The organism is Phenylobacterium sp. LH3H17 (assembly GCF_024298925.1).
Classification (GTDB): Bacteria; Pseudomonadota; Alphaproteobacteria; order Caulobacterales; family Caulobacteraceae; genus Phenylobacterium.
Genome location: NZ_CP101283.1, coordinates 1,581,583 through 1,606,722, shown reverse-complemented (window position 1 = coordinate 1,606,722; position 25,140 = coordinate 1,581,583). Strand labels below are relative to the sequence as shown.

Genomic DNA, 25,140 nt, shown 5'->3' with positions numbered 1-25,140 from the left:
GCGGCCGCGACCGCCGGAAGAACCGGCCTCGGAGAGGCAGGGTTGTTAGAACCAGGCCCGCAGGCCGACCACCAAGCGGGTGGTGTCGGCATCCTCGCCGGCGGCGCGGGCGAAGTCGGCGGTCCGCCCGTACTTCCGCTCATGGACGACGCCGACATAGGGCGCGAACTCACGGCGGAACTCGTATCGCAGGCGCAGGCCCAGTTCGGTGTCGGTGAGGCCCGAGCCGACCCCGGTCGCACGATCATCCTGCGCCGCGAGATTGATCTCCGCCCGGGGTTCCAGGATCAGCTTCTGGGTGAGCCGCAGGTCGTAGGAGGCCTCAAGGCGCGCCGAGAGGTCGCCCTTGTCGGAGAGAAACGCCGCGCCTTCCAGCTCGAACCAGTAGGGCGCCAGCCCTTCGAAGCCCAGGGTCGCATAGGTGCGTGAAGGGCTGGGCTCGAAGTCGTGGCGCAGCCCGACCTGAAGATCGAAATAGGGGCTGATCGCGCGGGAATAGAGCGCCTGCAGCTCGGCGCTCTCGAGATGATCGGCGCCCTCGCCTTGGGATTTCACGACCAGTCGGTGGATGTCGCCGCCGAACCAGGCCTCGCCCTCCCAGGCGTAGCTGTCCTCGCCCGAGGCCGGACGCAGCTCGGCCGTGCTGAGCATGACCTTCCAGGCGGGCTCGCCCCCGTGCTCCCGGGCGAGCTGCGCGCGCGCCGCGTCCATGGCGGCGGGACTGTGAAAGCGCTCGGCCGCGTGGTCGCTCGGCGCCGGCGGCGGGGGCTCGGCGCCCACGGTCGGCTCCATCCTCGACATGTCGTGGCCGGCATGCGGGTCGGGGGCGGGCGGCATGACATGCCCCGCGTGCGGATCAGCCGCCGGCGGGGCGGCTTCCGGGGGCATGGTGTGCCCGGCGTGGGGGTCCGCGGCGGGCGGCATGGCATGTCCCGCGTGCGGATCAGGCGCCGGCGCGGCGGCTTCCGCGGGCATGGCGTGGCCGGCGTGCTGCGCCGAGGCCGGCGCCGCGACGGCGAGCGGCAGCAGGCCGATCAGGAGGAACCGGTTCACGCCGCACCGCCTTCGAGAGGCCGCACGGTGACGACATTGAACATGCCCGCGTGCATGTGGTGCAGCAGGTGGCAGTGGAACGCCCAGTCGCCGGGGGCGTCGGCGGTCAGGTCGAAGGTGACCTTGCCGCCAGGCAGCACATTGACCGTGTGCTTCAGCGGATGATGCCCAGGGTTGCCGTTCACCACCTCGTAGAAATGGCCGTGCAGGTGGATCGGATGGGCCATCATAGAGTCGTTGACCAGGGTGACCCGCACCCGCTCGTTCAGCCGGAAGGGGATCGGCGCCTTCAGGTGGCTGAACGTCTCCCCGTCGAACGACCACATGAAGCGTTCCATGTTGCCGGTCAGGTGGATCTCCATCTCCCGCGAGGGTGGTCGAGGATCGGGATTGGGGTCGAGCGCGACCAGGTCGCGATAGGTCAGCGCCTTGTGCTCCACCTTCTCCAGACCAAGGCCGGGCTCGCCGGTGCGGTCGACCGGCATGGGCGAGATCATCTGGACGCCCGGCCCCAGCTTCACCTGCGGCGCGTTTCTCGGATCGCGCATGGACATGGAGCCGTGATCCATCCCCTCCATGCCGCCCATGGCGGAGTGGTCCATGCCCATGTCGCGCATGGTCAGCAGGGGACGCTCGCGCAGCGGCGGGACGGCGGCGACCATGCCCGGCCGCGGCGCCAGGGTCGCCCGGCCCATGCCGGAGCGGTCGGCGGCCTCGGCGACCAGGGTGTAGGCCTGGTCCGCGGTCGGCTGGACGATGACGTCATAGGTCTCGGCCGGCGAGATCTGGAACTCGTCGACCTCCACCGGGCGCACGTTCTGGCCGTCGGCCTGGACCACGCTCATCTTCAGGCCCGGGATGCGGATATTGAAGACGCTCATGGCGCCGGCGTTGACGAAGCGCAGCCGCACCCGCTCGCCGGGGGCGAAGAGGCCGGTCCAGTTGTCCTTCGGGCCATGGCCGTTGATCAGGTAGGTGTAGGCTGAGCCGGTGATGTCTAGGATGTCGGTGGGGTCCATCAGCATCTTGGACCACTCGATCCGGTCCTTCAGCGCCTGGTCCCTGCCCTGCATCAGGCCGGCGAGCGTCTGCTTCTGCTGGTTGAAATAACCTGCCTGGGCCTTGAGCTTCCGCATCATCACGTGCGGATGCATGAAGCTGTAGTCGGAGAGCACCACCACGTGCTCGCGGTCGTAGGCGACCGGATCAGGGCCCGCCGGGTCGATCACGATGGGGCCGTAGTGGCCCTCCTGCTCCTGGAGGCCGGAATGGCTGTGGTACCAGTAGGTGCCGGCCTGGCGGACCGGGAACTCATAGACGAACGTCTCGCCCGGCTTGATGCCGGGGAAGCTGACGCCGGGGACGCCGTCCATCTGGAAGGGCAGGATCAGGCCGTGCCAGTGGATCGAGGTGTCCTCGTCCAGGGTGTTGGTCACCGCGATGCGGACGTTCTGGCCTTCCTTCAGCCGGACCAGCGGTCCGGGCACGGTCCCGTTGGTGGTGACGGCGTGGCCCGCGCGGCCGTCCACCTTGAACGCCGTGTGGCCGATCGTGAGCTTGATCTCCTCGCCCGACACGGTCGGCAGGGTCGAGACCAGGCCCGGCGTCGCGCTCTGGGCCCAGGCTGGCAGCATGGCGCCGAGCGCGGCGCCTCCTCCCAGGGCCGCGGCTCCACGCAGCAGCTGGCGGCGATCGAAATCGGCAATGGCGCGTCGGCGCATACGGACGGGTCCTATCCTCGTGGCGGGGAGGAGATGGGGCTTTCTGGGGCCGTAGTCGAGGCGGCGCGCGTCTATTTGGTCTGGCCGCCGTCCACCGCCAAGACCACGCCCGTCACGAAGCTGGCGGCCGGGCTGAGCAGGAAGGCTGCGGCGACGCCGATCTCGTGCGGCTCGCCGAAGCGCTTCAGGGGCACTTCGCGGTTTATCCAGCGCAGCACCTTCTCGCCGCCCGGGCCCTGCGACCGCGTCTCCCAGTCGCCTCCGGGGAAGATGATGTTGCCTGGCGCGATGGTGTTCACCCGCACGCCATGCCGGCCGACGATGGCCGCCAGCTCCTTGCCCATGTGGTTCATCGCCGCCTTCGACGTCCCGTAGGTGAGCGGCGTGCCCAGGGCCGCCCCGCCGGCGATGGAGCTGATGAACAGCAGGGACCCCGCCTTGCGCTCGGTCATCCTGCGAAGGACCACCCGGGCCAGCCGATAGGCGGAATCGAGGTTCTGCACGAACCCCGCGTCCCAGGTCTCGTCATCGACGTCGAATCCCGGCGGGCAGGGATGAAGCCCGACATTGGCCACGGCGCCCCAGATGGGCCCGAACTCCGCCTCGACGGCCTCGATCATGTCGTCCAGGACCGCGCTCTCGCGCAGGTCGCCCGCCCGCGCCCAGACCCGATCCTCGCCCCACCGCTTCGCCAGCGTGTCGCGCGCCGCCATCAGCGGCCCCTCGCCCCGGGCCGCGAAGGCGACCCGGGCGCCCTCCGCCAGGCAAGCCTCCACGATACCGAGCCCAATCCCGCGGCTGCCCCCCGCGACGAAGACGACCTTGTCGTTAAGCTGCAAGTCCATGGGGCCTCGATGTTCAGGGGTGAGGGGGCTCGGCGACGCGGCCGCCGGCGCGATGCAGCCTACAGGACCGGCGACACCTGGGCAGCCAAATCAAGCCGCGATGCGGTGAAGCGTCGTCGCGAGGGGCCGGGTCACTCGGACGCGCCGGGGCGTAGGTCGGACGGTTAGTTGGGTCGGGTGCGCTAGAGCGCGCGGGCGCGGCGCAGGCCCTCGGGGTTTTCCACCTGGGCGCGGCGCTCGTTGATCTCCATCGCCGCGGCGATCCGCTCGGCCTCGCCGTCGTTGAGATCGAGCGTGAAGGAGACGAAGTCCTCGGGAACCGGCGAAGCGAGCACTGAACTGACGTCGATCATCGGATTCGGCATCTGTGGTTCCTCGCGCTGGCGCACCCCATGCGGGTTAATCAAGTGTTACGACAATCCCGCGACAGTCCAAAGGGTCAAGCTCGGGATTCGTCACATGATCACAGGCTGTTGAGCGGAAATTGGGCGCTGCACCATCCGCGAGGCCGGCGCCCCAAGAGCGACACAAGCCGTGGATTTCAGACGCCGCGAGACGAAGAATCACCTCCCGGGCGCCCAGAAACGTATTGGCCGAGACCCAGATAAGGACTTACCATCGATAACGAACGCCGCGCCGCAATTGGCTGGATTCGCTCCATTGGGGCTCGTCTTCGCAGTTGCGGGAGAACGGCGTCGGGGAGAGGGAGTGGTTTGTGCAGCGCACCAGTACCGAGGGTCCCGACTACTTCCATAAGGTTGTCGATTGTCAGTGGGCCTGTCCGGCCCATACGCCGGTCCCCGAATATATCCGTCTGATCGCCGAAGGCCGTTATTCCGACGCCTACATGGTCAACTGGAAGTCCAACGTCTTCCCGGGAATCCTGGGCCGAACCTGCGACCGCCCCTGCGAGCCGGCCTGCCGCCGCGGCCGGGTGGAGGACGAGCCGGTCGCCATCTGCCGCCTGAAGCGCGTGGCCGCCGACAACAAGGACAACATCGCCGGCCGCCTCCCGCCTCCCGCGGCCGCTTCCAACGGCAAGCGGATCGCCCTGATCGGCGCCGGCCCCGCCTCGCTCACCGTGGCCCGCGACCTGGCGCCCCTGGGCTACGAGCTGGTGGTCTATGACGGTGACGCCAAGGCCGGCGGCATGATCCGCAGCCAGATCCCCCGCTTCCGCCTGCCGGAGTCCGTCATCGACGAAGAGGTTGGCTACATCACCGGCCTCGGCATGGAAATGCGGCTGGGATCCTATGTCGACAGCCTCAAGTCGGTGCTCGACGAGGAGTATGACGCGGTCTTCGTGGGTTCGGGGGCGCCGCGCGGCCGCGACCTGGACCTGCCGGGCCGCCGCGAGGTGGCCGGCCACATCCACATCGGCATCGACTGGCTCTCCAGCGTCTCCTTCGGCCACATCGAGAAGATCGGCCGCCGGGTGATCGTGCTGGGCGGCGGCAACACCGCTATGGACTGCTGCCGCACCTCGCGCCGGCTGGGCGGCGAGGACGTCAAGGTCATCGTCCGTTCCGGGTTCGAGGAGATGAAGGCCTCTCCCTGGGAGAAGGAAGACGCCATTCACGAGGACATCCCGATCCTCAACTTCCTGGTCCCCAAGGCCTTCACCCACGAGGACGGCCGCCTGACCGGCGTGACCTTCGAGAAGGTCGAGCCGCGGCTGGACGAGCGTGGCCGCCGCAGCCTGGTTCCCACCGGTGAGCCCGACCAGCACTTCGAATGCGACGACGTCCTGATCGCAGTGGGCCAGGAAAACGCCTTCCCCTGGATGGAGCGCGACATCGGCCTCGTCTTCGATGAGTGGGGCATGCCCCAGGTCGACCCGGTGACCTTCCAGTCGACCCATCCCAAGGTCTTCTTTGGAGGCGACGCGGCCTTCGGGCCCAAGAACATCATCTGGGCCGTGGCCCAGGGGCACGACGCGGCCATTTCCATCGACAAGTTCTGCAAGGACCAGGACCTGGCCGACCGCCCGCCGCCGGGCTTCTCCATGGCCAGCCAGAAGATGGGCATCCATGAGTGGAGCTACGACAACGACATCGCCAACGACCTGCGCTACCGGGTGCCGCTGCGCGACAAGGCCGTGGCGCTCAAGGACGTCAAGGTCGAGGTCGAGCTCGGCTTCGATCGCGAGATGGCCTATCGCGAGGCCCAGCGCTGCCTCAACTGCGACATCCAGACGGTGTTCTCCGAGCCCGCCTGCATCGAGTGCGACGCCTGCGCCGACATCTGCCCGGTGGACTGCATCACCTTCACCGGGAACGGCGACGAGGAGGACCTGCGCGGTCGCCTCAACGCCCCGGCGCTGAACACCGAACAGGCCATCCTGGTTTCCGGCGAGCTCAAGACCGGCCGGGTGATGGTCAAGGACGAGGACGTCTGCCTGCACTGCGGCCTCTGCGCCGAGCGCTGCCCCACCGGGGCCTGGGACATGCAGAAGTTCCTCCTGGAAATGACCCATGCGGGGGGGACATGTCGCTAGAGGCCGTCAACGACTTCGTCGTCAAGTTCGCCAACGTCAACGGCTCGGGGTCGGCGAGCGCCAACGGCATGTTCGCCAAGTCGATCCTGCGGATGGGCGTGCCGGTGGCGGCGCGCAACATCTTTCCGTCCAACATCCAGGGCCTGCCGACCTGGTTCGAGGTGCGGGTCACCGGGGCGGGCCATCTGGGCCGGCGCGGCGGGGTGGACCTGATGGTCGCCATGAACCCGCAGACCTGGGATCGCGACATCGCCGAGATCGAGCCCGGCGGCTATCTGTTCTACGACTCCACCAAGCCCCTGCCCCGCGAGAAATTCCGCGATGATATCAATGTGGTCGGCGTGCCGCTGACCGCCATCTGCAACGCCGCCTATCAGCTCCCGCGCGAACGCCAGTTGTTCAAGAACATCATCTATGTCGGGGCTTTGGCGGCGCTTCTTGGCATCGAGCTTGAAGTCCTGGAGACCTTGCTCGGCGAGCAGTTCAAGGGCAAGGACCGGCTGATCACCGCCAATGTCGCCGCGCTCAAGATGGGCCGGGACTATGTGGCCGAAAACCTCCACCCCCTGGGCCTGAAGGTGGTCCGCGCCGACGCCGTCGGCGACCGGATCTTCGTCGAGGGCAACATGGCCTCGGCCCTGGGCGCGGTCTATGGCGGCGCCACGGTCTGCGCCTGGTATCCGATCACCCCCTCGACCTCGCTGGCCGAGGCCTTCACCGGTTTCTGCGAGGACTACCGGACCGATCCGGAGACCGGCAAGGCGCGCTACGCCATCGTCCAGGCAGAGGACGAGATCGCCTCCATCGGCGTGGTGGTCGGCGCGGGCTGGAACGGGGCGCGGGCCTTCACCGCCACCTCCGGCCCCGGCGTCTCGCTGATGACCGAGTTCATCGGCCTGTCCTATTTCGCCGAGATCCCGGCGGTGATCTTCGACGTCCAGCGCGGCGGGCCCTCCACCGGCATGCCGACCCGGACGCAGCAGGCCGACCTGCTGGCCGGCGCCTATGCCGGCCACGGCGACACCAAGCACCCCATGCTGCTGCCCGCCGATCCCGGTGAGTGCTTCGAGATGGGGGCGCTGGCCTTCGACCTCGCTGACCGGCTGCAGACCACGGTCTTCGTCATGCTGGACCTCGACATCGGCATGAACGAGTGGCTGACCAAGCCCTTCGAGTGGGACCCCGAGCGCAAGCTCGACCGCGGCAAGGTGATGACCTACGAGGACCTGGAGGCCGGCAAGGAGTTCGGCCGGTATCTGGACGTCGACGGCGACGGCGTCCCCTACCGCACCTATCCGGGCGTCCACCCCACCAAGGGCGGCTACTTCACCCGCGGCACCTCGCGCAATCCCTACGCCCGCTACAGCGAGGAGGGCTCGGTCTATGTCGACAACATGCAGCGCCTGCTGCGCAAGTTCGACACCGCCAAGGCCCTGGTCCCCGCCCCGATCGCCCGCCTCGCCAAGCGGGCCACCCGCGAGGGCGTGATCTATTTCGGCTCCAGCACCCCCTCCATGCACGAGGCGCTGGAGACCCTGGACGCCCAGGGCCTGCATCTGGACGCCATGCGGGTGCGGGGCTTCCCCTTCGCCGACGAGGTGTTCGACTTCATCGCCGCCCACGACCGGGTGTTCGTGGTCGAGCAGAACCGCGACGCCCAGCTTCGCACCCTGCTGGTCAACGAGGGCGACGTCGCCCCGGCCAAGCTGGTGCCGGTGCTGAATTATGACGGCTCGCCGATCACCGCCCGCTTCATCGCCGGCGCCGTCGGCGGCTTGATGACCGCCGCCGCGCGGGTGCGCGCGCCGGAGGCCGCCGAATGACCTACATCACCAAGCCACAGCTGCATCACCCCAAGCTCGCGGCCAACAGCCTGGGCTACACCCGCCGCGACTACGAGGGCTCGGTCTCCACCCTCTGCGCCGGTTGCGGCCACGACTCGATCTCGGCGGCCATCATCCAGGCCTGCTACGAGTTGGAGCTGCCGCCCCACCGGATCGCCAAGCTGTCGGGCATCGGCTGCTCGTCCAAGACCCCGGACTATTTCCTGGGCAATTCCCACGGCTTCAACACCGTCCACGGCCGCATGCCCTCGGTGCTGACGGGCGCCAACCTGGCCAATCGCGACCTGATCTATCTGGGCGTCTCGGGCGACGGCGACTCGGCGTCCATCGGCCTCGGCCAATTCGCCCACTCGATCCGCCGCGGCGTGAACATGCTCTACATCGTGGAGAACAACGGGGTGTACGGCCTGACCAAGGGCCAGTTCTCCGCCACCTCCGACAAGGGCTCGAAGTCCAAGAAGGGCGTGGTCAACCACGACGCCGGCATCGACCTGGTCATGCTGGCCCTGCAGATGGGCGCCACCTTCGTCGCCCGCTCCTTCTCCGGCGACAAGGCCCAGCTCGTGCCGCTGATCAAGGCGGCGCTGGCCCACAAGGGCGCGGCCTTCATCGACTGCATCAGCCCCTGCGTGCAGTTCAACAATCACGTCGGCTCGACCAAGAGCTACGACTATGTTCGCGAGCACAACGAGGCCGTGAACCGCCTCGACGTCGTCGTCCCACGCGACGAGATCCAGGTCGACTATGCGCCCGGCACGACCGTCCCGGTCGCCCAGCACGACGGCTCGATCCTGCAGCTCCACAAGCTGGCCCAGCACTACGACCCCAGCGACCGGGTGGGCGCCCTGGCCTACCTTCAGGCCCGCCAGGCGCTCGGCGAGATCGTCACCGGCTTGCTGTTCCTCGACCCCGAGGCCCGCGACCTGCACGAGAACCTCGACACGGTGGACGTGCCTCTGAACAGCCTGAACGAAGCAGAACTGGTGCCGAGCCTCGACGTCCTCGCCAAGCTGAATGCGTCGCTGCGCTAGGGCGGCGCATCGGTCGGGTTGGCATCAAACCCGCTCATCCGGGCGAAGGCCGGGATGAGCGGAAATTAGCTGACGCCCTACGAGTGAAACGCCCGGCGCCCGGCATGGGCCACGTGGTACTCGCCGCTGACCGACAGCACGATCCAGTCGCCCGGTTGGGCCACGGTCCAACCCTCAGGCGTCTGCACCTGCACCGCGCCTGCTTCGCTCATGGCCTGGGCCTGGTCGCCCAGCCACATCCACAGGGTCCGCCAATTCTTCACATCGTGCGGCGGCGGCACGCGCAACGCCGCACCATGGTCGAAACGAACGGGTTCGGCGGAATGTACTAGCCTCATCCCGCGCATACCGGGCTGCTTCGTTTACCAGAGACTTAATGCGACGCCCCCAGATCCTCCCCCAGCGCGCAGCGCGATTTGGGGAAGGTTGGAGCGGTCCGGGCGTCAGATGCTCCCCCTCTGGGGGAGCTCCCGGCCGTTTGGCCGGGTGAGGGGGACTAAAATGCACTCTAGCTAAGGCTCGACCGGTCTCAGCAGGAGCTAAAGTCCCCTCCGTCCCTTCGGGCCAGCTCCCCAGAGGGGGAGCATCTCTAGCGTTCGGTCCAGCGGCCTCGAGACGTATTCAGCCGCAAGTCACTACTCGGCGCGCAGGGCGTCGGCAGGACGTTTCGCCAGGGCCTGCAGCGAGGCCAGCAGTCCGCCCAGGCCCGCCAGCAGGGCCGCGCCGCCCACCAGGGCCGCCACCCCGCCCCAGTCGATGGCCCAGTCGGCCTTGAACACCAGGGTCACCACCGGCCAGGCGGCGATCACGCCCAGGCCCACGCCGGTCACCCCGGCGATCAGCCCCACCGCCCCGTATTCCAGCACATAGGCGCCGAGGATCTGCAGCCGCGAGGCCCCCAGCACCTTGAGGATGGTCGCTTCCCGCGCCCGGGCCTGGGCGCGGGCGGCGATGGCGCCGGTCAGCACCAGCAGCCCGGCCAGGGCCGCCACCCCCGCCGCGCCGCGGATGGCGAGCGCCAGGCGGTCGAAGAGGTCGGTGGCGGCCTCAAGCTGCTCGCGCACCGAGATCACGTTCACCTCCGGGAAGGCGGCGCCCAGGGCGCGGCCGACGCGGGCCTCCTGCGCCCGGCTGGCCTTGGCGATGGCGACGTGGCGCAGCTCCGCCCCTTCCAGGGCGGAGGGATTCAGCACCAGGGGGAAGCTCGCCCCGAAGCCGCCCACGTCGACCTCGCGCAACACCGCCACCTTGGCCTCGATCTCGCGACCCAGCACCGACAGGGTGACCAGGTTGCCCACCTTCAGCCGGCCGGCCCGGGCGGCGTCGACCTCCATGGCCAGCAGCGGCGGCCCCGCATAGTCGGCCGGCCACCAGCGCCCTTCGACGACCTTGGCATTCTTCGGCTCCGGCCCGATGGCCGAGAGCGAGATGTCGTTGTCGTAGGCCCAGCGCTCCTGCTCGTTGATGGCGCTCCGGTTCACCGGCATGCCGCCCAGCCGGATGATCCGCCCGGTGAGGAACGGCGCACGCAGATAGGTCTCTGGCGTCAGGGGCGCGGCGAAGGCGGCGGCTACCGCCGCGTCGAACTCGGCCGCTCGCGCCCCCGGGATCTCGGTGAACACCAGGGCCGGCGCCGTGCGCGGCGCGACCTCGGCCACCTGCCGCAACAGGCTGGACTGGATCAGCACCACCGCCGCCAGCAGGGCCACCCCCAGGCCGATGGCCGGCGCGGCCGTGCGCGCCGCCGAGCGCGGTCCCGCCAGATTGGCCAGGCCCATCCGCACGGACCCTCGCGTCTTGCCTCGCAGCCGCCCGGCCAGCCAGGCCGCGCCCAGCCCCAGGCCCCACAGCAGGACGAACGACACCGCCACCCCGCCGATCATCCCGGCCGCCGCCAGGGGCGTGGGCGCGGTGATCACAGAGAGCGCCGCCAGCGCCAGGGCCGCCACCCCCGCCCCCACGGTCTCGACGCTCAGCTTCAGCCGCCCGCCCACGTCGCGGCGGAACAGGCTGGCCGGCGGGGTCACCCTCGCCCGCGCCAGCGGCGTCAGGGAGAAGGCCGCCGCCGACAGCAGGCCGAAGGCCGCGGCCTTGAGCAGCGGGACCGGATAGATGTCGAACAAGGCCGGGACCGGAATGTCGTCAGGGACCAGTCCGCCCAGGATGAAGGGCGCGGCGGCCCCGACCGCCAGGCCGATCGCCACCCCCAGCAGGGCCAGGACTCCGATCTGGATCAGATAGAGGTCGCGGATGAACGGTCCTTCGGCCCCCAGCGCCTTCAGCACGGCTATCGACGGCTTGCGCGCCTCAAGGAAGGCGGCGACGGCGCCGAACACGCCCAGGCCACCCGCCACCAGCGAGGCCAGGCCGATGAAGCCCAGGAAGTATTCCAGCTGGTCGATTAGCCAGCGGATCCCCGGGGCGGCGTCCTCGCGGTCGCGGATACGGATGGACTTGTCCTTCAGCGCCTTGCGCAGGTCCTGGCGCGCCGCCTTAAGGTCCGTGCCCGGCGGCAGGGCCACACGGGCGGTCTCTGCGAAGGTCAGGCCGGGCTCCAGGAAGCCGCCCGCCGCTACGGCCTGGCGCCGCACCAGCACCCGCGGCCCCAGCGCGAAGCCGCGAGACAGCCGGTCAGGCTCCTCCAGCAGCACATCGCGCACCACTACCGGCATCTCGCCGACCAGGATCTGGTCCCCGATCTTCAGGCCCAGGCGCTCCAGCAGGGCGCGCTCCACCGCCGCGCCGGCGACCCCGTCGCGGACGGCCAGGGCCCGGGCCAGGGGCTGGCCGGTCTCCAGGGTCACCTTGCCGGAGAGCGGATAGGCCTCGCTCACCCCACGCAGGTCGACCAGGCGGCGCTCGCCGGACGCGGCTTGCGCCATGGCCCGGGTCCCGACGGCCCAGGATGTCGCCCCCGCCGCCTCGATGGCCTTGCGCTCGGCCTCCGTGAACCGGCGCTGTTCCAGGGAGACCGCCATGTCGCCGCCCAGGATTTCGCGCGCCTGGACAGCCAGGCCGGTGCGGAAGGCCTCGGCGGTCGACCCCGCCGCGGCGATCGCCGCCACGCCCAGCGCCAGGCAGGCCAGGAATATCCGAAATCCCTTCACCCCGGAGCGCAGTTCGCGGGCGGCGTACCGCCAGGCCAGGAACCTCACGGCGCAACGCGCCCGTCGGCCAGCCGCACCCGGCGGTCGGCGCGGGCGGCCAGGGCTTCGTCGTGGGTCACCAGGACCAGGGCGGCCCCCTCCTCCGCCACCAGCCCGAACAGCAGGTCGGCCACGTGGGCGGCGTTGACCCCGTCGAGATTGCCGGTGGGCTCGTCGGCGAACAGCAGGGCGGGCCGCGGCGCGAGCGCCCGGGCGAGCGCCACCCGCTGCTGCTCGCCGCCGGAGAGCTGATGCGGATAATGCTTCAACCGCGCCGAGAGGCCGACCCGGTCCAGCCAGCTTTTCGCCACGGCCTCGGCGTCGGCCGCCCCGGCGATCTCCATGGGCGCGGCGACATTCTCCAGGGCGGTCATGTTGGGCAGCAGGTGAAAGGCCTGGAACACCAGGCTGACCCGACCCCGGCGCAGGCGGGCCCGGCCGTCTTCGTCCAGCTTCGACAATTCACGGCCGAACAGGGTGACCCAGCCGGCGGTCGGGCGCTCCAGTCCCGCGGCCACGGCGATCAGCGAGGACTTGCCCGACCCGGACGGCCCGGTGACCGCCACCCGCTCCTTCTCGGCCACGGAAAAGCTCAGGTCGCGCAGGATATCCACGGGACCCGCCGCGGACGGCAGGGTGAGGCAGACGTTCGAGAGCACGAGCGGCGGACCAGAGTCGGACAAGGAGACCTCGGAAGCGATGGCGGACATTGAGCTTGGCAAGCGAAGCCTTAGATAGGGCAGTAGAATGGCCGACACACCCACCAGCCTGACGACCCGCCGCGCGCTGATCGCCGCCGTGGCCCTGACCCTGCCCGGCGCGGCCCTGGCGGCGCCCCGGCGCGTGGTCACCCTGTTGGGCGATTCCATCACCGCGGGCTACGGCCTGCCCGCGCGCGCCGCCCTCCCCGCCCGGCTGCAGGCCGAGCTCGACCGGCTGGGCGCAGGCGCCCTGGTCCGCGGCGCCGGTGTCTCGGGCGACACCACCGCCGGCGGCCTCGCCCGCCTCGACTTCAGCGTCCAGAAAGACACGGCGGTCTGCGTCGTGGCCCTGGGCGGCAACGACCTGCTGCAGGGCCAGGATCCCAAGCGCACCAAGGCCAATCTCGACCGCATCGTCGCCCGGCTGCGGGCGCGGAAGATCGCGGTGGTGGTGGCGGGCCTGAAGCCCCCGTCGGTGATCGGCGGCGCCTATGCCCGGGAGTTCGAGGCGGTGTTCGCCGCGGTGGCCCGCGCCCATCGCGCGGCCCTCTACCCCAACCTGCTGGCCGGCGTCGCCCAGACCCCGACGCTGAACCAGCGCGACGGCTTCCACCCCAACGCTCAGGGCGTCCAAGTCATCGCCCGCGGTCTGGCGCCGGTGGTGTTGAAGGCCTTGGCGGGTCGCGCCTAGGGCAAACGGTCAAGGAACCAGATGAGGGGAACTTTGACTCGCTTCCGCGCCCTTCAACCCCCTCCGTCTCTCCGCTTCGCTCCGAGCCACCTCCCCCAAACCGCGCTACGCGCTGGGGGAGGATCCGGGCTCGCATAGTCCATAGATGCTCCCCCCCTGGGGGAGCTCCCGGCCGCATGGCCGGGTGAGGGGGACTTTGACTCGCTCAGTGCGCTTCAACCGCCTCCGTCTCTCCGCTTCGCTCCTAGGAAGGCTCAATCGCCTGACGGATCATCGCCACGGCATCATCGACCTCGTCGAGCACCAGCGACGCCGAAATCCTCAGCGTCCTCACACCCTGGTCGGCCAGCCATGCGTCCCGTCGCTCGTCACGCTCCGGCCGCTGTCCGGTACCGTGAACGTAGCTGTCTACCTCGACGCAGAGCTTCGCCGCATCGCAGTAAAAGTCGAGAACATAAGGCCCAAGCGGATGCTGCTTGCGGAACTGCAACCCATCCAACTTGCGCCCCTTGATCGCCCGCCACAGCAGCACTTCCGGCAGCGACATCGTCCGCCTCAGCCTCTTGGCCATGGTCCGAGTTCGCGCCGGCGCGTCCATTCATCCCCCACACGTCTAGGCCGCACCATACAAGATGCTCCCCCTCTGGGGGAGCTGTCGGCAAAGCCGACTGAGGGGGACTCTGACTCTCGCTTATGGGCTTCAGCCCCCTCCGTCACGTCGCCGAAGAGGGCGACGCGCCACCTCCCCCAGAAGGGGAGGACCTTCGCGTCTGCGACCTAGTGCGCCTCGTGAAGCTCACCCGCGCCGGAGATGTCGGTGGCGAGCTGGGCCGGCTTGGTGAGCAGGGTCACCTCTGAGGCGCCCGAGATGTTCAGGTCGGCCACGCTCTTGGGGGCGAGAGACGTCTCGGCGCTGCCGGAGCTGTCGACCGCCGCCTCCTCGGCCTCGAGCCCGGAGAGATCGAGTTCCGAGGAACCCGACACGTCGACGGCGAGCTTGCGGGTCACGCCGCGGACCGTAACCTCGGTGGATCCCGATGCGTCGATCGCCAGGCTGTCCTGCTTATAGGCCTCGACGACCAGCTCACTGTCGCCGCCGACGCCGAACTTGCGGACATCCGGCGCCGTGATGGTGATCTTCAGCCGGCGGCTGGAATAGTGGGTCCCGTCGGTCGCCAGGCGCCCATTCTCCAGCACCACCCGCTCGACGGCGCGCTTGGGACCGGTGATGACAACCGTGCCGGGGCCCGGCGCCTGGGTGAACTGCACATCGGCGGGGACGTCGATGTCGAGCTCCGAACCCCCGGTCCAGGCGATCTCGCGGGTGAAGGTGGAGCCGGTTTCACCGACGTCGACATCGACATCGACGTCCCGATCGACATGGTCCCAGTCGATCTCGCTCCAGTGATTGATCCAGTGCCAGTTGCGCGCGGCAAGGTCGGGTCCGCCGATGGCCGCGGCGCTGGAGAGCGCCACCACCCCGACGAAGAATCCCGTGATGGCGATGAGGACGAGGACGCGGATCATGGAACTCACCCCTGCACTTGCGGTTCGATGGCCGGCTTCAGCAGCCGGTAGTGGAGGCGCCCGTACCAGACCAGGGCGTTGACGAAGCCGATGACCACCAGGGTCAGCAAGGCGCCGGCGGAGCTCGCCAGGGCCATCAGACCGATACCGCCCAGCAGGGCCGCCGCTGTCCCGCCCGGGGGCTGGAAGAACGGGCCCACCGCGAACACGGCGCCGCCGGCGAAGAACACCGCCACCACCGCGATGATCAGGCCAAACAGGGTTCCGGCCACCGCCATCAGGATCGGCAGCAGGATCAGCAGGTCGATGGCGCCCAGGCCAAGCACGGCGAAGATCGCGCCGGCCGCCGCCGAGGGATTGCGCTGCTCCTCCCACTTCTTGAGGCCGACCTCGGCGCGCAGCTCGCGCGCCAGCCGGGCGGGATCGCCCAGGGCGGTTGCCACCTCCTCCTCGGAGCGGCCGGCGGCCAGCCCCTCGTCGAAGTGCGCCTCATAGTCGGCGATGGCGTCGGCGATGGCCTGCGGGGGCATTCCCGAGAGACCCAGGCGCAACCGGTCGATGAAGGCCTGCCGGGTCATTTCGTCTCTCCCAGGATGGCCTCGACGGCGCGGGAAAACGCCGCCCATTCCGCCTTCTGGGCCGTGAAGCTCTGCTTCCCGGCCTCCGTCAGCTTGTAATACTTGCGTGGCGGACCGGAAGAGCTCTCCACCAGATAGGTGTCGACCAGCCCGTCGGTCTGCATCCTTCGCATCAACGGATAGATGGTGCCTTCCCCCATATCGATCCCCTCGGCCAAACGGCTCGCGATCTCATAGGCGTAGCTGTCCTGTCGGGAGAGCAGCGCGAGCACGCAGAGCTCGAGCACCCCCTTCTTCAGCTGGACTTGAACGGCTTCCGCCACGACGCGCACCTCCAATTCGAGCTAACGTGTATCGCACGGTAGTGATCGGTGCAAGGTAGCGTGCATTACAAGTTAGTAAGCTGGGCCCGTTGCGAAAGGCGACGGTTTGTCGATAGTCGAGAACATGCTTCGTCTATTCACTTTCTGTATGGCCGCCCTGTCGATTTCGGCCGCCGCCCAGGCCGCCGACTGGCGGTCCCTCGATCCCACCGAGACCCTGGTCATCGAGACCTCCAAGGGAACGATCGTCGTGGAGATGCGGCCCGATCTGGCGCCCAGGGCGGTGGAGCGGATCAAGCTGCTGGCGCGGGAGGGGGTCTATGACGGCCTGCTGTTCCACCGGGTGATCGAGGACTTCGTCGACCAGACCGGCAACCCGGACAACAAGGACGGCGGGGTCTCCAGACACCCCGACCTGGCGCCGGAGTTCACCTTCCGCCTCAAACCCGACCAGCCCCACCCCATCGTCCGCGACACCAGCGACGCGGTGGAGGGCTTCGTCGGATCGACGCCCTTCATCGGCGCCCAGGACCTGCTGGATACGAACCCGCTGGGCCGCCGCGCAACCGGCGCCTACTGCCCCGGCGTCGCCGGCATGGGACGGCAGGAGGCCGTCACAACCGCCAACAGCGAGATCTTCTTCATGCGCCAGGCCAGCCGCCGGCTGGACGGCGACTACACGGTCTGGGGTCGGGTGGTGAAGGGCCTGGACGTGGTGCGCGCCATGGCGGTCGGCGAGCCGCCTGCCAATCCCGACCGGATGATCCGCGTCCGGGTCGCCGCCGACATCCCCGCCGCCGAACGCCCCAGGGTCGAGGTGCTGGACGAGCGCGGGGCGGCCTTCAAGGCCCTGGTCGGCAGGGTCCGCGCCGCCAGGGGCGCCGACTTCACCGTCTGCGATATCGAGATCCCCACCCGCTGAGAGCGCGCCTAACGATCCACGCGGGATTTCTGGCGCGCGGGACTCAAGGCCTGCAGCTATAGCCGGGCTCCAAGCAGGGGAGCCGCGGCATGGTCGTCTGGACGGACTGGATCGCTTTCGGACTGATCGCGCTGGGCATGGCCATGACGCCCGGCCCCAACATGATCTACCTGATCTCGCGGTCCATCAGCCAGGGCCGCCGCGCGGGGTTCATGTCCCTGGCCGGGGTGGCGGCCGGGTTCATCTTCTACATGGTCTCGGCCGTGATCGGCCTGACGGCGATCGTCATGGCCGTGCCGATCGCCTATGACGTGATGCGGATCACCGGCGCCTGCTACCTGGCCTGGCTGGCCTGGCAGGCGTTGAAGCCCGGCGCCGCCTCCCCCTTCGCGGTGCGCGAGCTGGAGCCGCACGGCGACGCCCGGCTCTTCGCCATGGGCCTGTTCACCAACCTGCTGAACCCCAAGGCCGCGGTGCTTTACCTCTCGCTGCTGCCGCAGTTCATGCACCCCGAGCGCGGCGACATCCTGGCCCAGGGCATGATCCTGGGCGCCACCCAGATCACGGCCAGCGTGGCCTGCAACGGGGTGATGATCCTGGCCGCCGGCTCGGTGGCCAGGTTCCTGGCCGCCCGCCCGACCTGGGCCATGGTCCAGCGCTGGCTGATGGGCACGGTGCTGGGCGCCCTGGCGGTACGGATGGCGCTGGACAGCCGACGCTAGGCGAGGACGAAAGCCAGGCGGCCCTCGAATTCGAAAGCAAGGCTCCGGCCCTAGTCACGCTCGCCGCGAACGGCCAGATTGCGCCCATGAGCGCCGGGGACGACGGTTCGGAAGACAACTTCGGCGCGCGCCTGGCCATGGGCCTGCTCGTGCTGGCCGGCCTGGCGGTGGTGCTGGCCTATGTGAACCAGATCTTCGCGGCCGAGCCGATCTATGCGGGCGACGAAGGCGCCTATCTGATCCACGCCCTCTACGGCAAGGCGATGGCCGGCGATCCGCGGCTCGCCCCGCAGCTGCAGGCGCTCAACAACACCGTCTTCCTGCTGATCATCCGCGCCGTCACCTACGGGACCGAGCACCTGCTGGAATGGCTGCGCGTGCTGGGCGCCGGGGCCTATTTCGGCGGACTGGTCCTGGTCTGGATGGCCGTGCGGTCGAAGCTCGCCGACTGGCGCTCTGGCGGCTTCCTGCTGCTGGCCCTGGCCTTCCCCTATTACCGCTTCGTCTTCACCGCCTTGCCGGAAGGTTGGTACGTCGGCTTGCTGGGCGTGCTGGTCCTATCCACAACCCGCCTCTATCTGGACCGCCCGGCGGTCCACGCCCTGCTGGCCGGAGCGCTGACAGGCCTGCTGACTCTCATCAAGCCGCAAGGCGTGGCCGTGGCCGCCGCCTTCATGGTCCTGGCGGTCCTGGACGGCCTGCTGGGCCGCCGGCAGCTCTGGGTCTTCACCGCACGGATCGTGCTGTTCGCGGTGGCCTTCCTGGCGGCGGGCAATCTCGCCCAGCTGGCGGTCGGCGCGCCGATCACCCAACCCTTCACCTTCTTCCTCGGCGGCCACTATGTCCGCGCCCTCGACAGCCCGACCGGGCTAGAGGAGCTTCGGCGGGCGCTGTGGGCCCTGGCCGCCATGGCGTCCGCCAGCCTGCTGCTTGCCGGCGTGCCCATCGCCACGGGCCTGGCGCGGATCGTCGCCCGTTGGCGCTGGAGCCTGCGCCGCGGCGGCTATCGCCTGGACGAGACGGAGACCGCCTTCCTCCTGGTCCTGCTGGCCCTGGCCGCCACCCTGGCCATGGTGGCGATCTTCGCGGGAAAGGCCCTGGTCTACGGACCGAACGAGACCGGCCGCCTCTGGGGCCGCTATTTCGAGTTCTTCGTGCCGATCATCTGGCTCGCCGCGGCTCCGTTCATCGCTGAATTCCAGCGTGGCGGCGGCCGTCCGTGGCGCATCGCCATGGGGCTGGTGACCCTCGTTGGCGTGGCGGGCCTCGCCGTCTGCATGCTGCGCGGCATGGCCATCTTCCCCTGGGACGGCTCGGCGCTCACCGCCTTCTACCGTCCCCATCTCGCCCGCTGGAACTTCGACGCCGGGGCGCCGCTGTTTGGGATGGCGGTCGTCGCCAGCCTCGCCGTGGCGGTCGCCTGCCTCACCCGGATCCGGACATCGGTCGCCTGGCTCGCCTATTTCGTAACCCTGGGCCTGCTCTCGACCTTCCTGGACCTGCGTTGGCGCGGCGCGATCGCCCCGGAGCGCGCGACCCTCCAGGCCGAACTGCAGGCCGCCCACTCTCTGATCGCGCGGCAGCCGGAGCGGGCCGCGGCGGTCGTCGACGGCATGGACGTCCATCACCTGGTCCTGCTGGGCCTGCGGGGCCGACCGTACATGATCCTGACAGAGCCCAATGCGGACGTCGGAACCGGCGTCCTGGCCGACTACGACACCGTGGTGGTGGTCGGCCCCCACGATCTCATCGGCGATGGATGGAAGCCGCTGTTCGAGGGCGAGCGACTTGCGGTCTTTCGACGCGAAGCCGCGCTCGCCGCCGAGGCGCGAACACGCTAAGAGCCGCCGGGGGGCCGGCTCGAAGCTCGGCCGATATTCTGGCGACGGATCGAAGATGCTGAGCTGGTTTCAGGCGATGATGCCGAAGGAAGAGAAGTTCTTCCACCTGTTCAGGGCCCATGCCGAGACCCTGGTCGAGGGCGCCGCCGCCCTGCGCGACGTCCTGAAGGGCGGCGACGGCGTGCCCGCCGCCTGCGCCCGGGTGGTGGCTCATGAGAACGCCGCCGACGAGATCACCCGTGAGGTGCTGACCGCCGTCCGCCGGACCTTCATCACCCCCTTCGACCGCAGCGACATCAAGGACCTGACCACCTCGCTCGACGACGCCATCGACCAGATGCAGAAGACCGCCAAGGTCATCACCCTGTTCGAGCTGCGCGAGTTCGAAGATCCCATGCGCGAGATGGCCGACATCATCGTCGAGGCCGCGCTGCTGACCCGTGAGGCGGTCGGCCTGCTGGACAAGATGCGCCAGAACGCCCACCGGCTGAACGAGTTGACCGAGCATATCACCCAGATCGAGGACCGCTCAGACGCGATCTACGACGCCGGACGCAAGGCGCTGTTCCTGGCCCACCGCGCCGGAGACCCCATGGCCTTCGTGGTCGGCGTCGACATCTACGGCCACCTGGAGAAGGTGATGGACCGCTTCGAAGACGTGGCGAACCGCATCAGCGGCATCGTGATCGAGCAGGTCTAGGGAACGCCAGGTGGACCTTCTCGGCTTCACGCCGCTCCTGATCTTCCTGGTCGTCGTCGCCCTGGCGTTCGACTTCCTGAACGGCCTGCACGATGCGGCCAACTCCATCGCCACCATCGTGGCGACCCGTGTGTTGCCGCCCTTCGCGGCCGTGGCCTGGGCGGCCTTCTTCAACTTCATCGCCTTCCTGTTCTTCGGCCTGCACGTGGCCAAGACGGTGGGCGCGGGGCTCATCGAGCCCAACCTGATCACCGACGGCCTGATCTTCTCGGCCCTGATGGGCGCCATCGGCTGGAACCTGCTCACCTGGTGGGCGGCGATCCCGTCATCGTCCTCCCACGCCCTGATCGGCGGGCTGGTGGGCGCGGGCCTGGCCAAGGCCGGGACGGACGCGGTGATCTGGGTCGGCCTCAACAAGACCCTGGCGGCCATCGTGCTGTCGCCCGGCACGGGCTTCGTCCTGGCCCTGCTCCTGACCCTGATCGTCTCGTGGTCCTTCATCCGCTTCACCCCGTTCGCGGTGGATGGGGTTTTCCGCAAGATGCAGTTCGTCTCGGCCTCGCTCTACTCGCTGGGCCATGGCGGCAATGACGCCCAGAAGACCATGGGCATCATCGCCGCCCTTCTGATCGCCCACGGCATGGGCCCGGCCTCAGGCGAGTTCCACGTGCCGCTGTGGGTGGTGCTGTCCTGTCAGGCGGCCATGGGACTGGGGACGCTGTTCGGCGGCTGGCGGATCGTCCACACCATGGGCTCGAAGATCACCAGGCTGACCCCCATGCAAGGCTTCTGCGCCGAGACCGGCGGGGCCATCACCCTGTTCGCGGCCACCAGCCTGGGCGTGCCGGTCTCCACAACCCACACCATCACCGGCGCCATCGTCGGCGTCGGCGCGGCGCGGCGGGTCTCGGCGGTGCGCTGGGGCGTGGCGCGGCGGATCGTAACGGCCTGGGTGATCACCATCCCGGCGGCCGCGGCGATCTCGGCGGTCACCTATTGGGTGGCCGGGCGGTTCATGGGCTAGCCCCAGACGCGCTCGGCGTAGCTGACGAAGTTCCGGCCCATCACCTTGTCGATCACCCGCTGGCTGTGGCCCCGCGCTTTCAGAAGCCCCGCCAGCTTGCGGAACTGGTCAGGCCCGCGCAGATCCATGACGAAGGGCTGAGTGTCGGCCCGCTCGCCCTTGGCGGCGATGCCGGCGGCCTTTCGCTCGGCATGCTCCTGGGCCAGCGCGGCCTTGTAGGCCTCCATGTCGTCGATGGTGGCCACCGAGCCGTCGGTGCCGATCCCCACATGGTCTTCGCCGCAGATCTTCAGCGCGTGCTCGATATGGGCCGCCACGTCGGCGGCGCTGGCCTGGCTGGTCGGTTTCAGGAACGGCATGAAGTAGATTCCGACGAAGCCCCCCTTCTCCGCCACCCCGCGCAGCTCGGCGTCGGTCTTGTTGCGCGGCAGGTCGGTCAGCGCCCGGCAGCCGGTGTGGTTGATCGAAATGGGCGCCTTGGACTCGGCCAGGGCGTCCAGGCAGGTCCGCTCGCCGGAGTGCGACAGGTCGACCATCAGCCGGGCGCGGTTAAGGCCTGCCACCACCTCACGTCCCGCCGGCGTCAGGCCGCGGTTCTCCGGCGCCATCGAGCCGTCGCCCAGGATGTTGGGGAGGTTGTAGGTGAGCTGGACGATCCGCACGCCGCGCGCGGCGAACTCGTCGATGCGCTCCAGCTTCTCGCCGATCTGCACAGCGTTCTGGAAGCCGTAGATCACGCCGATCCTGCCGGCCGCTCCGGCCTTGGCGATGTCGGCCGCCTTTCGCACCAGGGTCAGGTCGGCGGCGTTGTCGGCGATGATCCTGTCCCAGACATCGAGGGTCTTCAGCGTATAGGCGTAAGGCTCCTGCGGCCCGGCCACATAGCCCAGCGTGATGTTCACCGCCGTCAGGCCGGATGCCTTGGCGTCGCGCAGGCCCCGGGCGTCGAAGTCCGTTACCGAGGTGTCCGCAGCCGGCCCCGCGGGGCGGCCGATCTGCAGGTTGGGGTTCGATAGTCCCCCCAAGGCGTTGACGATAATCGGCTTTTCGGTGCGAGCGAGGGCCGGTCCTGCCGCGAGGGCGGCGGCGAAGCCGAGGGTCTGGCGGCGGGAGATCATGGCTGGCTCCTTCGTGCGGCCAGGTCGGCCTTGGGATCGTAGTCGGCGCGGGAATAGGCCACGCCGCGCTTCACGGTGGTGACCACGGTGCGCAGGTTGCCTATGTCGGCGGTGGGGTCCTTGGCGACGAACACCAGGTTGGCCAGCTTGCCGGCCTCGATGGTCCCGAAGTCGGGGTCCCGGCGCACCGAGAGCGCGCCGTTGCGCGTGGCCGCCACGATGGCCTGCATGGGCGTGAAGCCGGCCCTGTCCACCAGCAATTCCAGCTCCTCGTGCAGGGCGGGATAGGCGGCCTCCGGGGCCGAGGCGCCGTCGGTGCCGGCCGAGATACTGACGCCCGCCTCAAGCGCCTCGCGCGTCAGCCGCGCGGCCAGCTCCGTCGAACAATAGGGCTTGGTCGGGCGGCCCTTCATGGCCTCGTAGATCCGCACCGTGGCGTCCAACACCACGCCGTCGGCCCTCATCCTGTCGTAGAGTCTGGCCATCTCGGGGTGGACACCCTTGCCGAAGCGGCTCTCTTCGACGGCGGCGCGGTTGTGGTACTGGCCGGGGATCGGGGCTGACACCTGGTAGGCCAGCATGCAGACATGGCTGACCACGTCGGCCTTGGCGTCCAGCACCTGCTCGGGCGTGGCGGGAAACACCGCCGCATGGGCCCAGATCGGCACGCCCTGGCGGTGAGCCTCGGCGGCGATCGCGGCCACGGTCTCGCCCGGCAGGTTCGCATAGACCTTGATCGCCGAGGCGCCGAGACCGCGCGCCTGGGCCACCGCCAGCGACAGGTCGGTCTGCGGTCCGATCGCCTGCATCCAGCCGACCTCGCCCGCCTTGGCGCCGCGCGAGGCCGCGTGAACGCGACTGTCCTCGAAGAACGACGGCCCGGCCATCAGCGCGGCGTAGTAGATGTCGGGACCGGCGATCTCGCCGATCCGCGTCGCCCGAGCCAGGTCGGACACGTTGCGCAGGTCGTCGGCCATGTCGCGGATCGAGGTGATCCCGCCATAGAGGCTGCGCTTCAGCTCCGCCTCGGCCCAGGCCCGCGCCGGCGGCGTGGCCAGATGCTGGTGGCTGTCGGTCAGGCCGGGCAGGACGTACTGGCCGGAAACGTCCACCACCTTGGTCTGCGGCGGCAGCTTGAGGGCGATCTCCCCCTCCCGCCAGACCCGCTCGATGCGCTCTCCCCTGACCAGGATCGACATGCCGGGCTTCGGCGACGCGCCGGTCCCGTCGATCAGGGTCGCGCCGCTGTAGACGGTGAGCGGTTCTGGCTGCGCGGCGGCGAGGCCGGGAACCAGGGCGAGGACGGCGGCGAACGCCGCGGCGCGGAAAGCGGTCATGCCTCCCGTTTAGCCCGGCTCAACGCGTCCCCGAAAGGCCAAGCTCACCGACCGACGATCAGCGACTACCTTGGCAGCTTGCTGACGCCCATCAGATAGGCGTCGACGGCCTGGGCGCACTGGCGGCCCTCGCGGATCGCCCAGACCACCAGGGACTGGCCGCGCCGCATGTCGCCGCAGGAGAAGATGTTCGGTGTCGAGGTCTTGTAGTCCGTCACCGGGGCCTTGACGTTGCCGCGGGGGTCCAACTCGACGGCGGCCTGTTCGATGAATTCATTGTGCCGCGGCCCGACGAAGCCCATGGCCAGCAGGACCAGATCGGCCGGCAGCTTGAAGGCGCTGCCCGGGACCTCCTGCGGGGTCTGGCGACCGCCCTCGCCGGTCACCCATTCGATGCGGGCGCACTCGATGGCCTCGACCTTGCCGTTGGAGCCCAGCACCTGCTTGGTGGTCACGGCGAAATCGCGCTCACAGCCCTCTTCCTGGCTGGACGAGGTGCGCAGCTTCAGCGGCCAGTCCGGCCAGGTCATGAACTTGTTCTCGCGAGCCGGCGGCTGCGGCATGATCTCGAGCTGAGTGACCGAGGCCGCGCCATGGCGGTTCGAGGTGCCGATGCAGTCGCTGCCCGTGTCGCCGCCGCCGATCACGATCACATGCTTGCCGGTTGCCGAGATCGCGCCTGTGGGCGCGGCGCGCAGCTCGTCGTCGCCGGCGTTGCGCTTGTTCTGCTGAGTGAGGAAATCCATGGCGTAGTGGACGCCGGTGAGCTCGCGGCCGGGGATCTCCAGATCGCGCGGGTTCTCCGCCCCGCCGGCCATGACAAGCACGTCGTAATCGTCCAGCAGGCGCTGGACCGAAACGGTGACACCGACCTCGAAATTGGTGCGGAAGATCACGCCTTCCTGCTCCATCTGGGCGATCCGGCGATCGATCAGATGCTTCTCCATCTTGAAGTCCGGGATGCCGTAGCGCAGCAGGCCGCCGATCCGGTCGCTCTTCTCGAACACGGTGGGCGCATGGCCGGCCCGGGCCAGCTGTTGAGCGCAGGCCAGCCCCGCCGGGCCCGAACCCACCACCGCGATGCGCTTGCCGGTGCCGCGGGGCGAACCCTGCGGCTTGATCCAGCCCTCGTCCCAGCCGCGATCGACGATCTGGCATTCGATGGTCTTTATGGTCACGGGCGCATCGACGATGTTCAGCGTGCAGGCAGCCTCGCAGGGCGCGGGACAGACCCGCCCGGTGAACTCCGGGAAGTTGTTGGTCGACTGCAGGTTCTCCAGCGCCGCCTGCCACTGGTCGCGATAGACCAGGTTGTTGAAGTCGGGGATCTGGTTATTGACCGGACAGCCGGTGTGGCAGAACGGAATCCCGCAATCCATGCAGCGCGCGGCCTGGCCGGCCACGGCCGACGTCGCCAGCGGCTGGGTGAACTCCTTCCAGGTCTTCAGGCGCTCGGACGGGGCGTCATAGACGCGGTCCTGGCGTTCGATCTCAAGAAAGCCGGTGGGCTTGCCCATGC

At 69.2% G+C, this 25,140-nt stretch carries 23 protein-coding genes; 9 read left to right on the top strand and 14 right to left on the bottom strand.

Translation table 11 applies throughout. From position 1 onward, the window contains the following. Positions 1-45: 45 nt before the first annotated feature. The 4 genes from M9M90_RS07755 to M9M90_RS07740 all read right to left on the bottom strand — a co-directional run bounded on the left by M9M90_RS07755 (position 46) and on the right by M9M90_RS07740 (position 3,984). Positions 46-1,053, bottom strand: coding sequence for a copper resistance protein B (locus tag M9M90_RS07755; RefSeq protein WP_254836587.1), 1,008 nt, complete (start codon positions 1,051-1,053; stop codon positions 46-48). Then, the gene (locus M9M90_RS07750) at positions 1,050-2,774 is read right to left on the bottom strand and encodes a copper resistance system multicopper oxidase (RefSeq protein WP_254836586.1); all 1,725 of its coding nucleotides are present in this window, start codon (positions 2,772-2,774) and stop codon (positions 1,050-1,052) included. Before M9M90_RS07750 ends, M9M90_RS07755 begins: the two co-directional genes overlap by 4 nt. Positions 2,775-2,845: 71 nt before the next feature. Continuing rightward, positions 2,846-3,619, bottom strand: coding sequence for an SDR family NAD(P)-dependent oxidoreductase (locus M9M90_RS07745; protein WP_254836585.1), 774 nt, complete (start codon positions 3,617-3,619; stop codon positions 2,846-2,848). Positions 3,620-3,801: 182 nt separating this feature from the next. Further along, entirely contained in the window at positions 3,802-3,984 is a 183-nt protein-coding gene (locus tag M9M90_RS07740; protein WP_254836584.1) for a hypothetical protein, read from the bottom strand. 350 nt (positions 3,985-4,334) lie between these two features. Between M9M90_RS07740 and M9M90_RS07735 the strand changes: the two genes are divergently transcribed. The 3 genes from M9M90_RS07735 to M9M90_RS07725 are packed head-to-tail and all read left to right on the top strand — an operon-like array spanning position 4,335 to position 8,991. Then, on the top strand, positions 4,335-6,116 hold the full coding sequence (locus M9M90_RS07735) for an FAD-dependent oxidoreductase (RefSeq protein ID WP_254836583.1): 1,782 nt from the start codon (positions 4,335-4,337) through the stop codon (positions 6,114-6,116). Beyond that, positions 6,107-7,939, top strand: a complete 1,833-nt coding sequence (locus M9M90_RS07730; protein WP_254836582.1) for a 2-oxoacid:acceptor oxidoreductase subunit alpha — start codon at positions 6,107-6,109, stop codon at positions 7,937-7,939. Before M9M90_RS07735 ends, M9M90_RS07730 begins: the two co-directional genes overlap by 10 nt. Next, a complete protein-coding gene (locus M9M90_RS07725; RefSeq protein WP_254836581.1) occupies positions 7,936-8,991 on the top strand; it encodes a 2-oxoacid:ferredoxin oxidoreductase subunit beta in 1,056 nt (351 codons plus the stop codon). The genes M9M90_RS07730 and M9M90_RS07725 overlap by 4 nt, the downstream gene beginning before the upstream one ends. Before the next feature lie 77 nt (positions 8,992-9,068). Here M9M90_RS07725 and M9M90_RS07720 read toward each other — a convergent pair whose 3' ends face one another. The 3 genes from M9M90_RS07720 to M9M90_RS07710 form a co-directional block, all read right to left on the bottom strand. Next, positions 9,069-9,329: a hypothetical protein gene (locus tag M9M90_RS07720; protein WP_254836580.1), complete on the bottom strand. Its 261-nt coding sequence runs from the start codon at positions 9,327-9,329 to the stop codon at positions 9,069-9,071. A gap of 297 nt (positions 9,330-9,626) precedes the next feature. Further along, positions 9,627-12,146, bottom strand: a complete 2,520-nt coding sequence (locus tag M9M90_RS07715) for an ABC transporter permease (RefSeq protein ID WP_254836579.1) — start codon at positions 12,144-12,146, stop codon at positions 9,627-9,629. Then, complete coding sequence (locus M9M90_RS07710) at positions 12,143-12,820, bottom strand: ABC transporter ATP-binding protein (RefSeq protein ID WP_371876908.1); 678 nt, start codon at positions 12,818-12,820, stop codon at positions 12,143-12,145. Before M9M90_RS07710 ends, M9M90_RS07715 begins: the two co-directional genes overlap by 4 nt. 64 nt (positions 12,821-12,884) lie before the next feature. On the opposite strand from M9M90_RS07710, the gene M9M90_RS07705 reads away from it, so the two are divergent. Next, complete coding sequence (locus M9M90_RS07705; RefSeq protein ID WP_254836577.1) at positions 12,885-13,529, top strand: arylesterase; 645 nt, start codon at positions 12,885-12,887, stop codon at positions 13,527-13,529. A gap of 244 nt (positions 13,530-13,773) precedes the next feature. Here M9M90_RS07705 and M9M90_RS07700 read toward each other — a convergent pair whose 3' ends face one another. From M9M90_RS07700 to M9M90_RS07685, 4 genes are all read right to left on the bottom strand, one after another. Then, entirely contained in the window at positions 13,774-14,100 is a 327-nt protein-coding gene (locus M9M90_RS07700) for an endonuclease domain-containing protein (RefSeq protein ID WP_256549241.1), read from the bottom strand. A gap of 206 nt (positions 14,101-14,306) precedes the next feature. Continuing rightward, complete coding sequence (locus M9M90_RS07695) at positions 14,307-15,056, bottom strand: GIN domain-containing protein (protein ID WP_254836575.1); 750 nt, start codon at positions 15,054-15,056, stop codon at positions 14,307-14,309. Positions 15,057-15,061: 5 nt separating this feature from the next. Then, positions 15,062-15,634: a DUF1700 domain-containing protein gene (locus M9M90_RS07690; RefSeq protein WP_254836574.1), complete on the bottom strand. Its 573-nt coding sequence runs from the start codon at positions 15,632-15,634 to the stop codon at positions 15,062-15,064. Next, the gene (locus M9M90_RS07685; protein WP_254836573.1) at positions 15,631-15,957 is read right to left on the bottom strand and encodes a PadR family transcriptional regulator; all 327 of its coding nucleotides are present in this window, start codon (positions 15,955-15,957) and stop codon (positions 15,631-15,633) included. Before M9M90_RS07685 ends, M9M90_RS07690 begins: the two co-directional genes overlap by 4 nt. Positions 15,958-16,081: 124 nt before the next feature. On the opposite strand from M9M90_RS07685, the gene M9M90_RS07680 reads away from it, so the two are divergent. The 5 genes from M9M90_RS07680 to M9M90_RS07660 all read left to right on the top strand — a co-directional run bounded on the left by M9M90_RS07680 (position 16,082) and on the right by M9M90_RS07660 (position 21,166). After that, positions 16,082-16,879 (top strand): peptidylprolyl isomerase, encoded by a 798-nt coding sequence (locus tag M9M90_RS07680; RefSeq protein ID WP_254836572.1) that lies wholly within the window; start codon positions 16,082-16,084, stop codon positions 16,877-16,879. 89 nt (positions 16,880-16,968) lie between these two features. Then, a complete protein-coding gene (locus M9M90_RS07675; protein ID WP_254836571.1) occupies positions 16,969-17,601 on the top strand; it encodes a LysE family translocator in 633 nt (210 codons plus the stop codon). A gap of 86 nt (positions 17,602-17,687) precedes the next feature. Next, entirely contained in the window at positions 17,688-19,442 is a 1,755-nt protein-coding gene (locus M9M90_RS07670; protein ID WP_254836570.1) for a hypothetical protein, read from the top strand. A 55-nt stretch (positions 19,443-19,497) separates the two neighbouring features. After that, entirely contained in the window at positions 19,498-20,142 is a 645-nt protein-coding gene (locus tag M9M90_RS07665) for a DUF47 domain-containing protein (protein WP_254836569.1), read from the top strand. Positions 20,143-20,152: 10 nt separating this feature from the next. After that, a complete protein-coding gene (locus tag M9M90_RS07660) occupies positions 20,153-21,166 on the top strand; it encodes an inorganic phosphate transporter (RefSeq protein ID WP_254836568.1) in 1,014 nt (337 codons plus the stop codon). Here M9M90_RS07660 and M9M90_RS07655 read toward each other — a convergent pair. The 3 genes from M9M90_RS07655 to M9M90_RS07645 all read right to left on the bottom strand — a co-directional run bounded on the left by M9M90_RS07655 (position 21,163) and on the right by M9M90_RS07645 (position 25,138). Continuing rightward, positions 21,163-22,284 (bottom strand): dipeptidase, encoded by a 1,122-nt coding sequence (locus tag M9M90_RS07655; RefSeq protein ID WP_254836567.1) that lies wholly within the window; start codon positions 22,282-22,284, stop codon positions 21,163-21,165. The genes M9M90_RS07660 and M9M90_RS07655 overlap by 4 nt on opposite strands. After that, a complete protein-coding gene (locus M9M90_RS07650) occupies positions 22,281-23,621 on the bottom strand; it encodes an amidohydrolase family protein (RefSeq protein WP_254836566.1) in 1,341 nt (446 codons plus the stop codon). Before M9M90_RS07650 ends, M9M90_RS07655 begins: the two co-directional genes overlap by 4 nt. Before the next feature lie 65 nt (positions 23,622-23,686). Beyond that, positions 23,687-25,138: a glutamate synthase subunit beta gene (locus M9M90_RS07645; protein WP_254836565.1), complete on the bottom strand. Its 1,452-nt coding sequence runs from the start codon at positions 25,136-25,138 to the stop codon at positions 23,687-23,689. Between the last annotated feature and the right edge of the window lie 2 nt (positions 25,139-25,140).

What these genes read in the sequence shown, in the direction of transcription:
- M9M90_RS07750 (WP_254836586.1), bottom strand. Translation starts at nt 2,774, where the DNA reads ATGCGCCGACGCGCCATTGCCGATTTCGATCGCCGCCAGCTGCTGCGT.
- M9M90_RS07745 (WP_254836585.1), bottom strand. Translation starts at nt 3,619, where the DNA reads ATGGACTTGCAGCTTAACGACAAGGTCGTCTTCGTCGCGGGGGGCAGC.
- M9M90_RS07740 (WP_254836584.1), bottom strand. Translation starts at nt 3,984, where the DNA reads ATGCCGAATCCGATGATCGACGTCAGTTCAGTGCTCGCTTCGCCGGTT.
- M9M90_RS07730 (WP_254836582.1), top strand. Translation starts at nt 6,107, where the DNA reads ATGTCGCTAGAGGCCGTCAACGACTTCGTCGTCAAGTTCGCCAACGTC.
- M9M90_RS07725 (WP_254836581.1), top strand. Translation starts at nt 7,936, where the DNA reads ATGACCTACATCACCAAGCCACAGCTGCATCACCCCAAGCTCGCGGCC.
- M9M90_RS07720 (WP_254836580.1), bottom strand. Translation starts at nt 9,329, where the DNA reads ATGAGGCTAGTACATTCCGCCGAACCCGTTCGTTTCGACCATGGTGCG.
- M9M90_RS07705 (WP_254836577.1), top strand. Translation starts at nt 12,885, where the DNA reads ATGGCCGACACACCCACCAGCCTGACGACCCGCCGCGCGCTGATCGCC.
- M9M90_RS07700 (WP_256549241.1), bottom strand. Translation starts at nt 14,100, where the DNA reads ATGGCCAAGAGGCTGAGGCGGACGATGTCGCTGCCGGAAGTGCTGCTG.
- M9M90_RS07695 (WP_254836575.1), bottom strand. Translation starts at nt 15,056, where the DNA reads ATGATCCGCGTCCTCGTCCTCATCGCCATCACGGGATTCTTCGTCGGG.
- M9M90_RS07690 (WP_254836574.1), bottom strand. Translation starts at nt 15,634, where the DNA reads ATGACCCGGCAGGCCTTCATCGACCGGTTGCGCCTGGGTCTCTCGGGA.
- M9M90_RS07680 (WP_254836572.1), top strand. Translation starts at nt 16,082, where the DNA reads ATGCTTCGTCTATTCACTTTCTGTATGGCCGCCCTGTCGATTTCGGCC.
- M9M90_RS07675 (WP_254836571.1), top strand. Translation starts at nt 16,969, where the DNA reads ATGGTCGTCTGGACGGACTGGATCGCTTTCGGACTGATCGCGCTGGGC.
- M9M90_RS07670 (WP_254836570.1), top strand. Translation starts at nt 17,688, where the DNA reads ATGAGCGCCGGGGACGACGGTTCGGAAGACAACTTCGGCGCGCGCCTG.
- M9M90_RS07665 (WP_254836569.1), top strand. Translation starts at nt 19,498, where the DNA reads ATGCTGAGCTGGTTTCAGGCGATGATGCCGAAGGAAGAGAAGTTCTTC.
- M9M90_RS07655 (WP_254836567.1), bottom strand. Translation starts at nt 22,284, where the DNA reads ATGATCTCCCGCCGCCAGACCCTCGGCTTCGCCGCCGCCCTCGCGGCA.
- M9M90_RS07650 (WP_254836566.1), bottom strand. Translation starts at nt 23,621, where the DNA reads ATGACCGCTTTCCGCGCCGCGGCGTTCGCCGCCGTCCTCGCCCTGGTT.
- M9M90_RS07645 (WP_254836565.1), bottom strand. Translation starts at nt 25,138, where the DNA reads ATGGGCAAGCCCACCGGCTTTCTTGAGATCGAACGCCAGGACCGCGTC.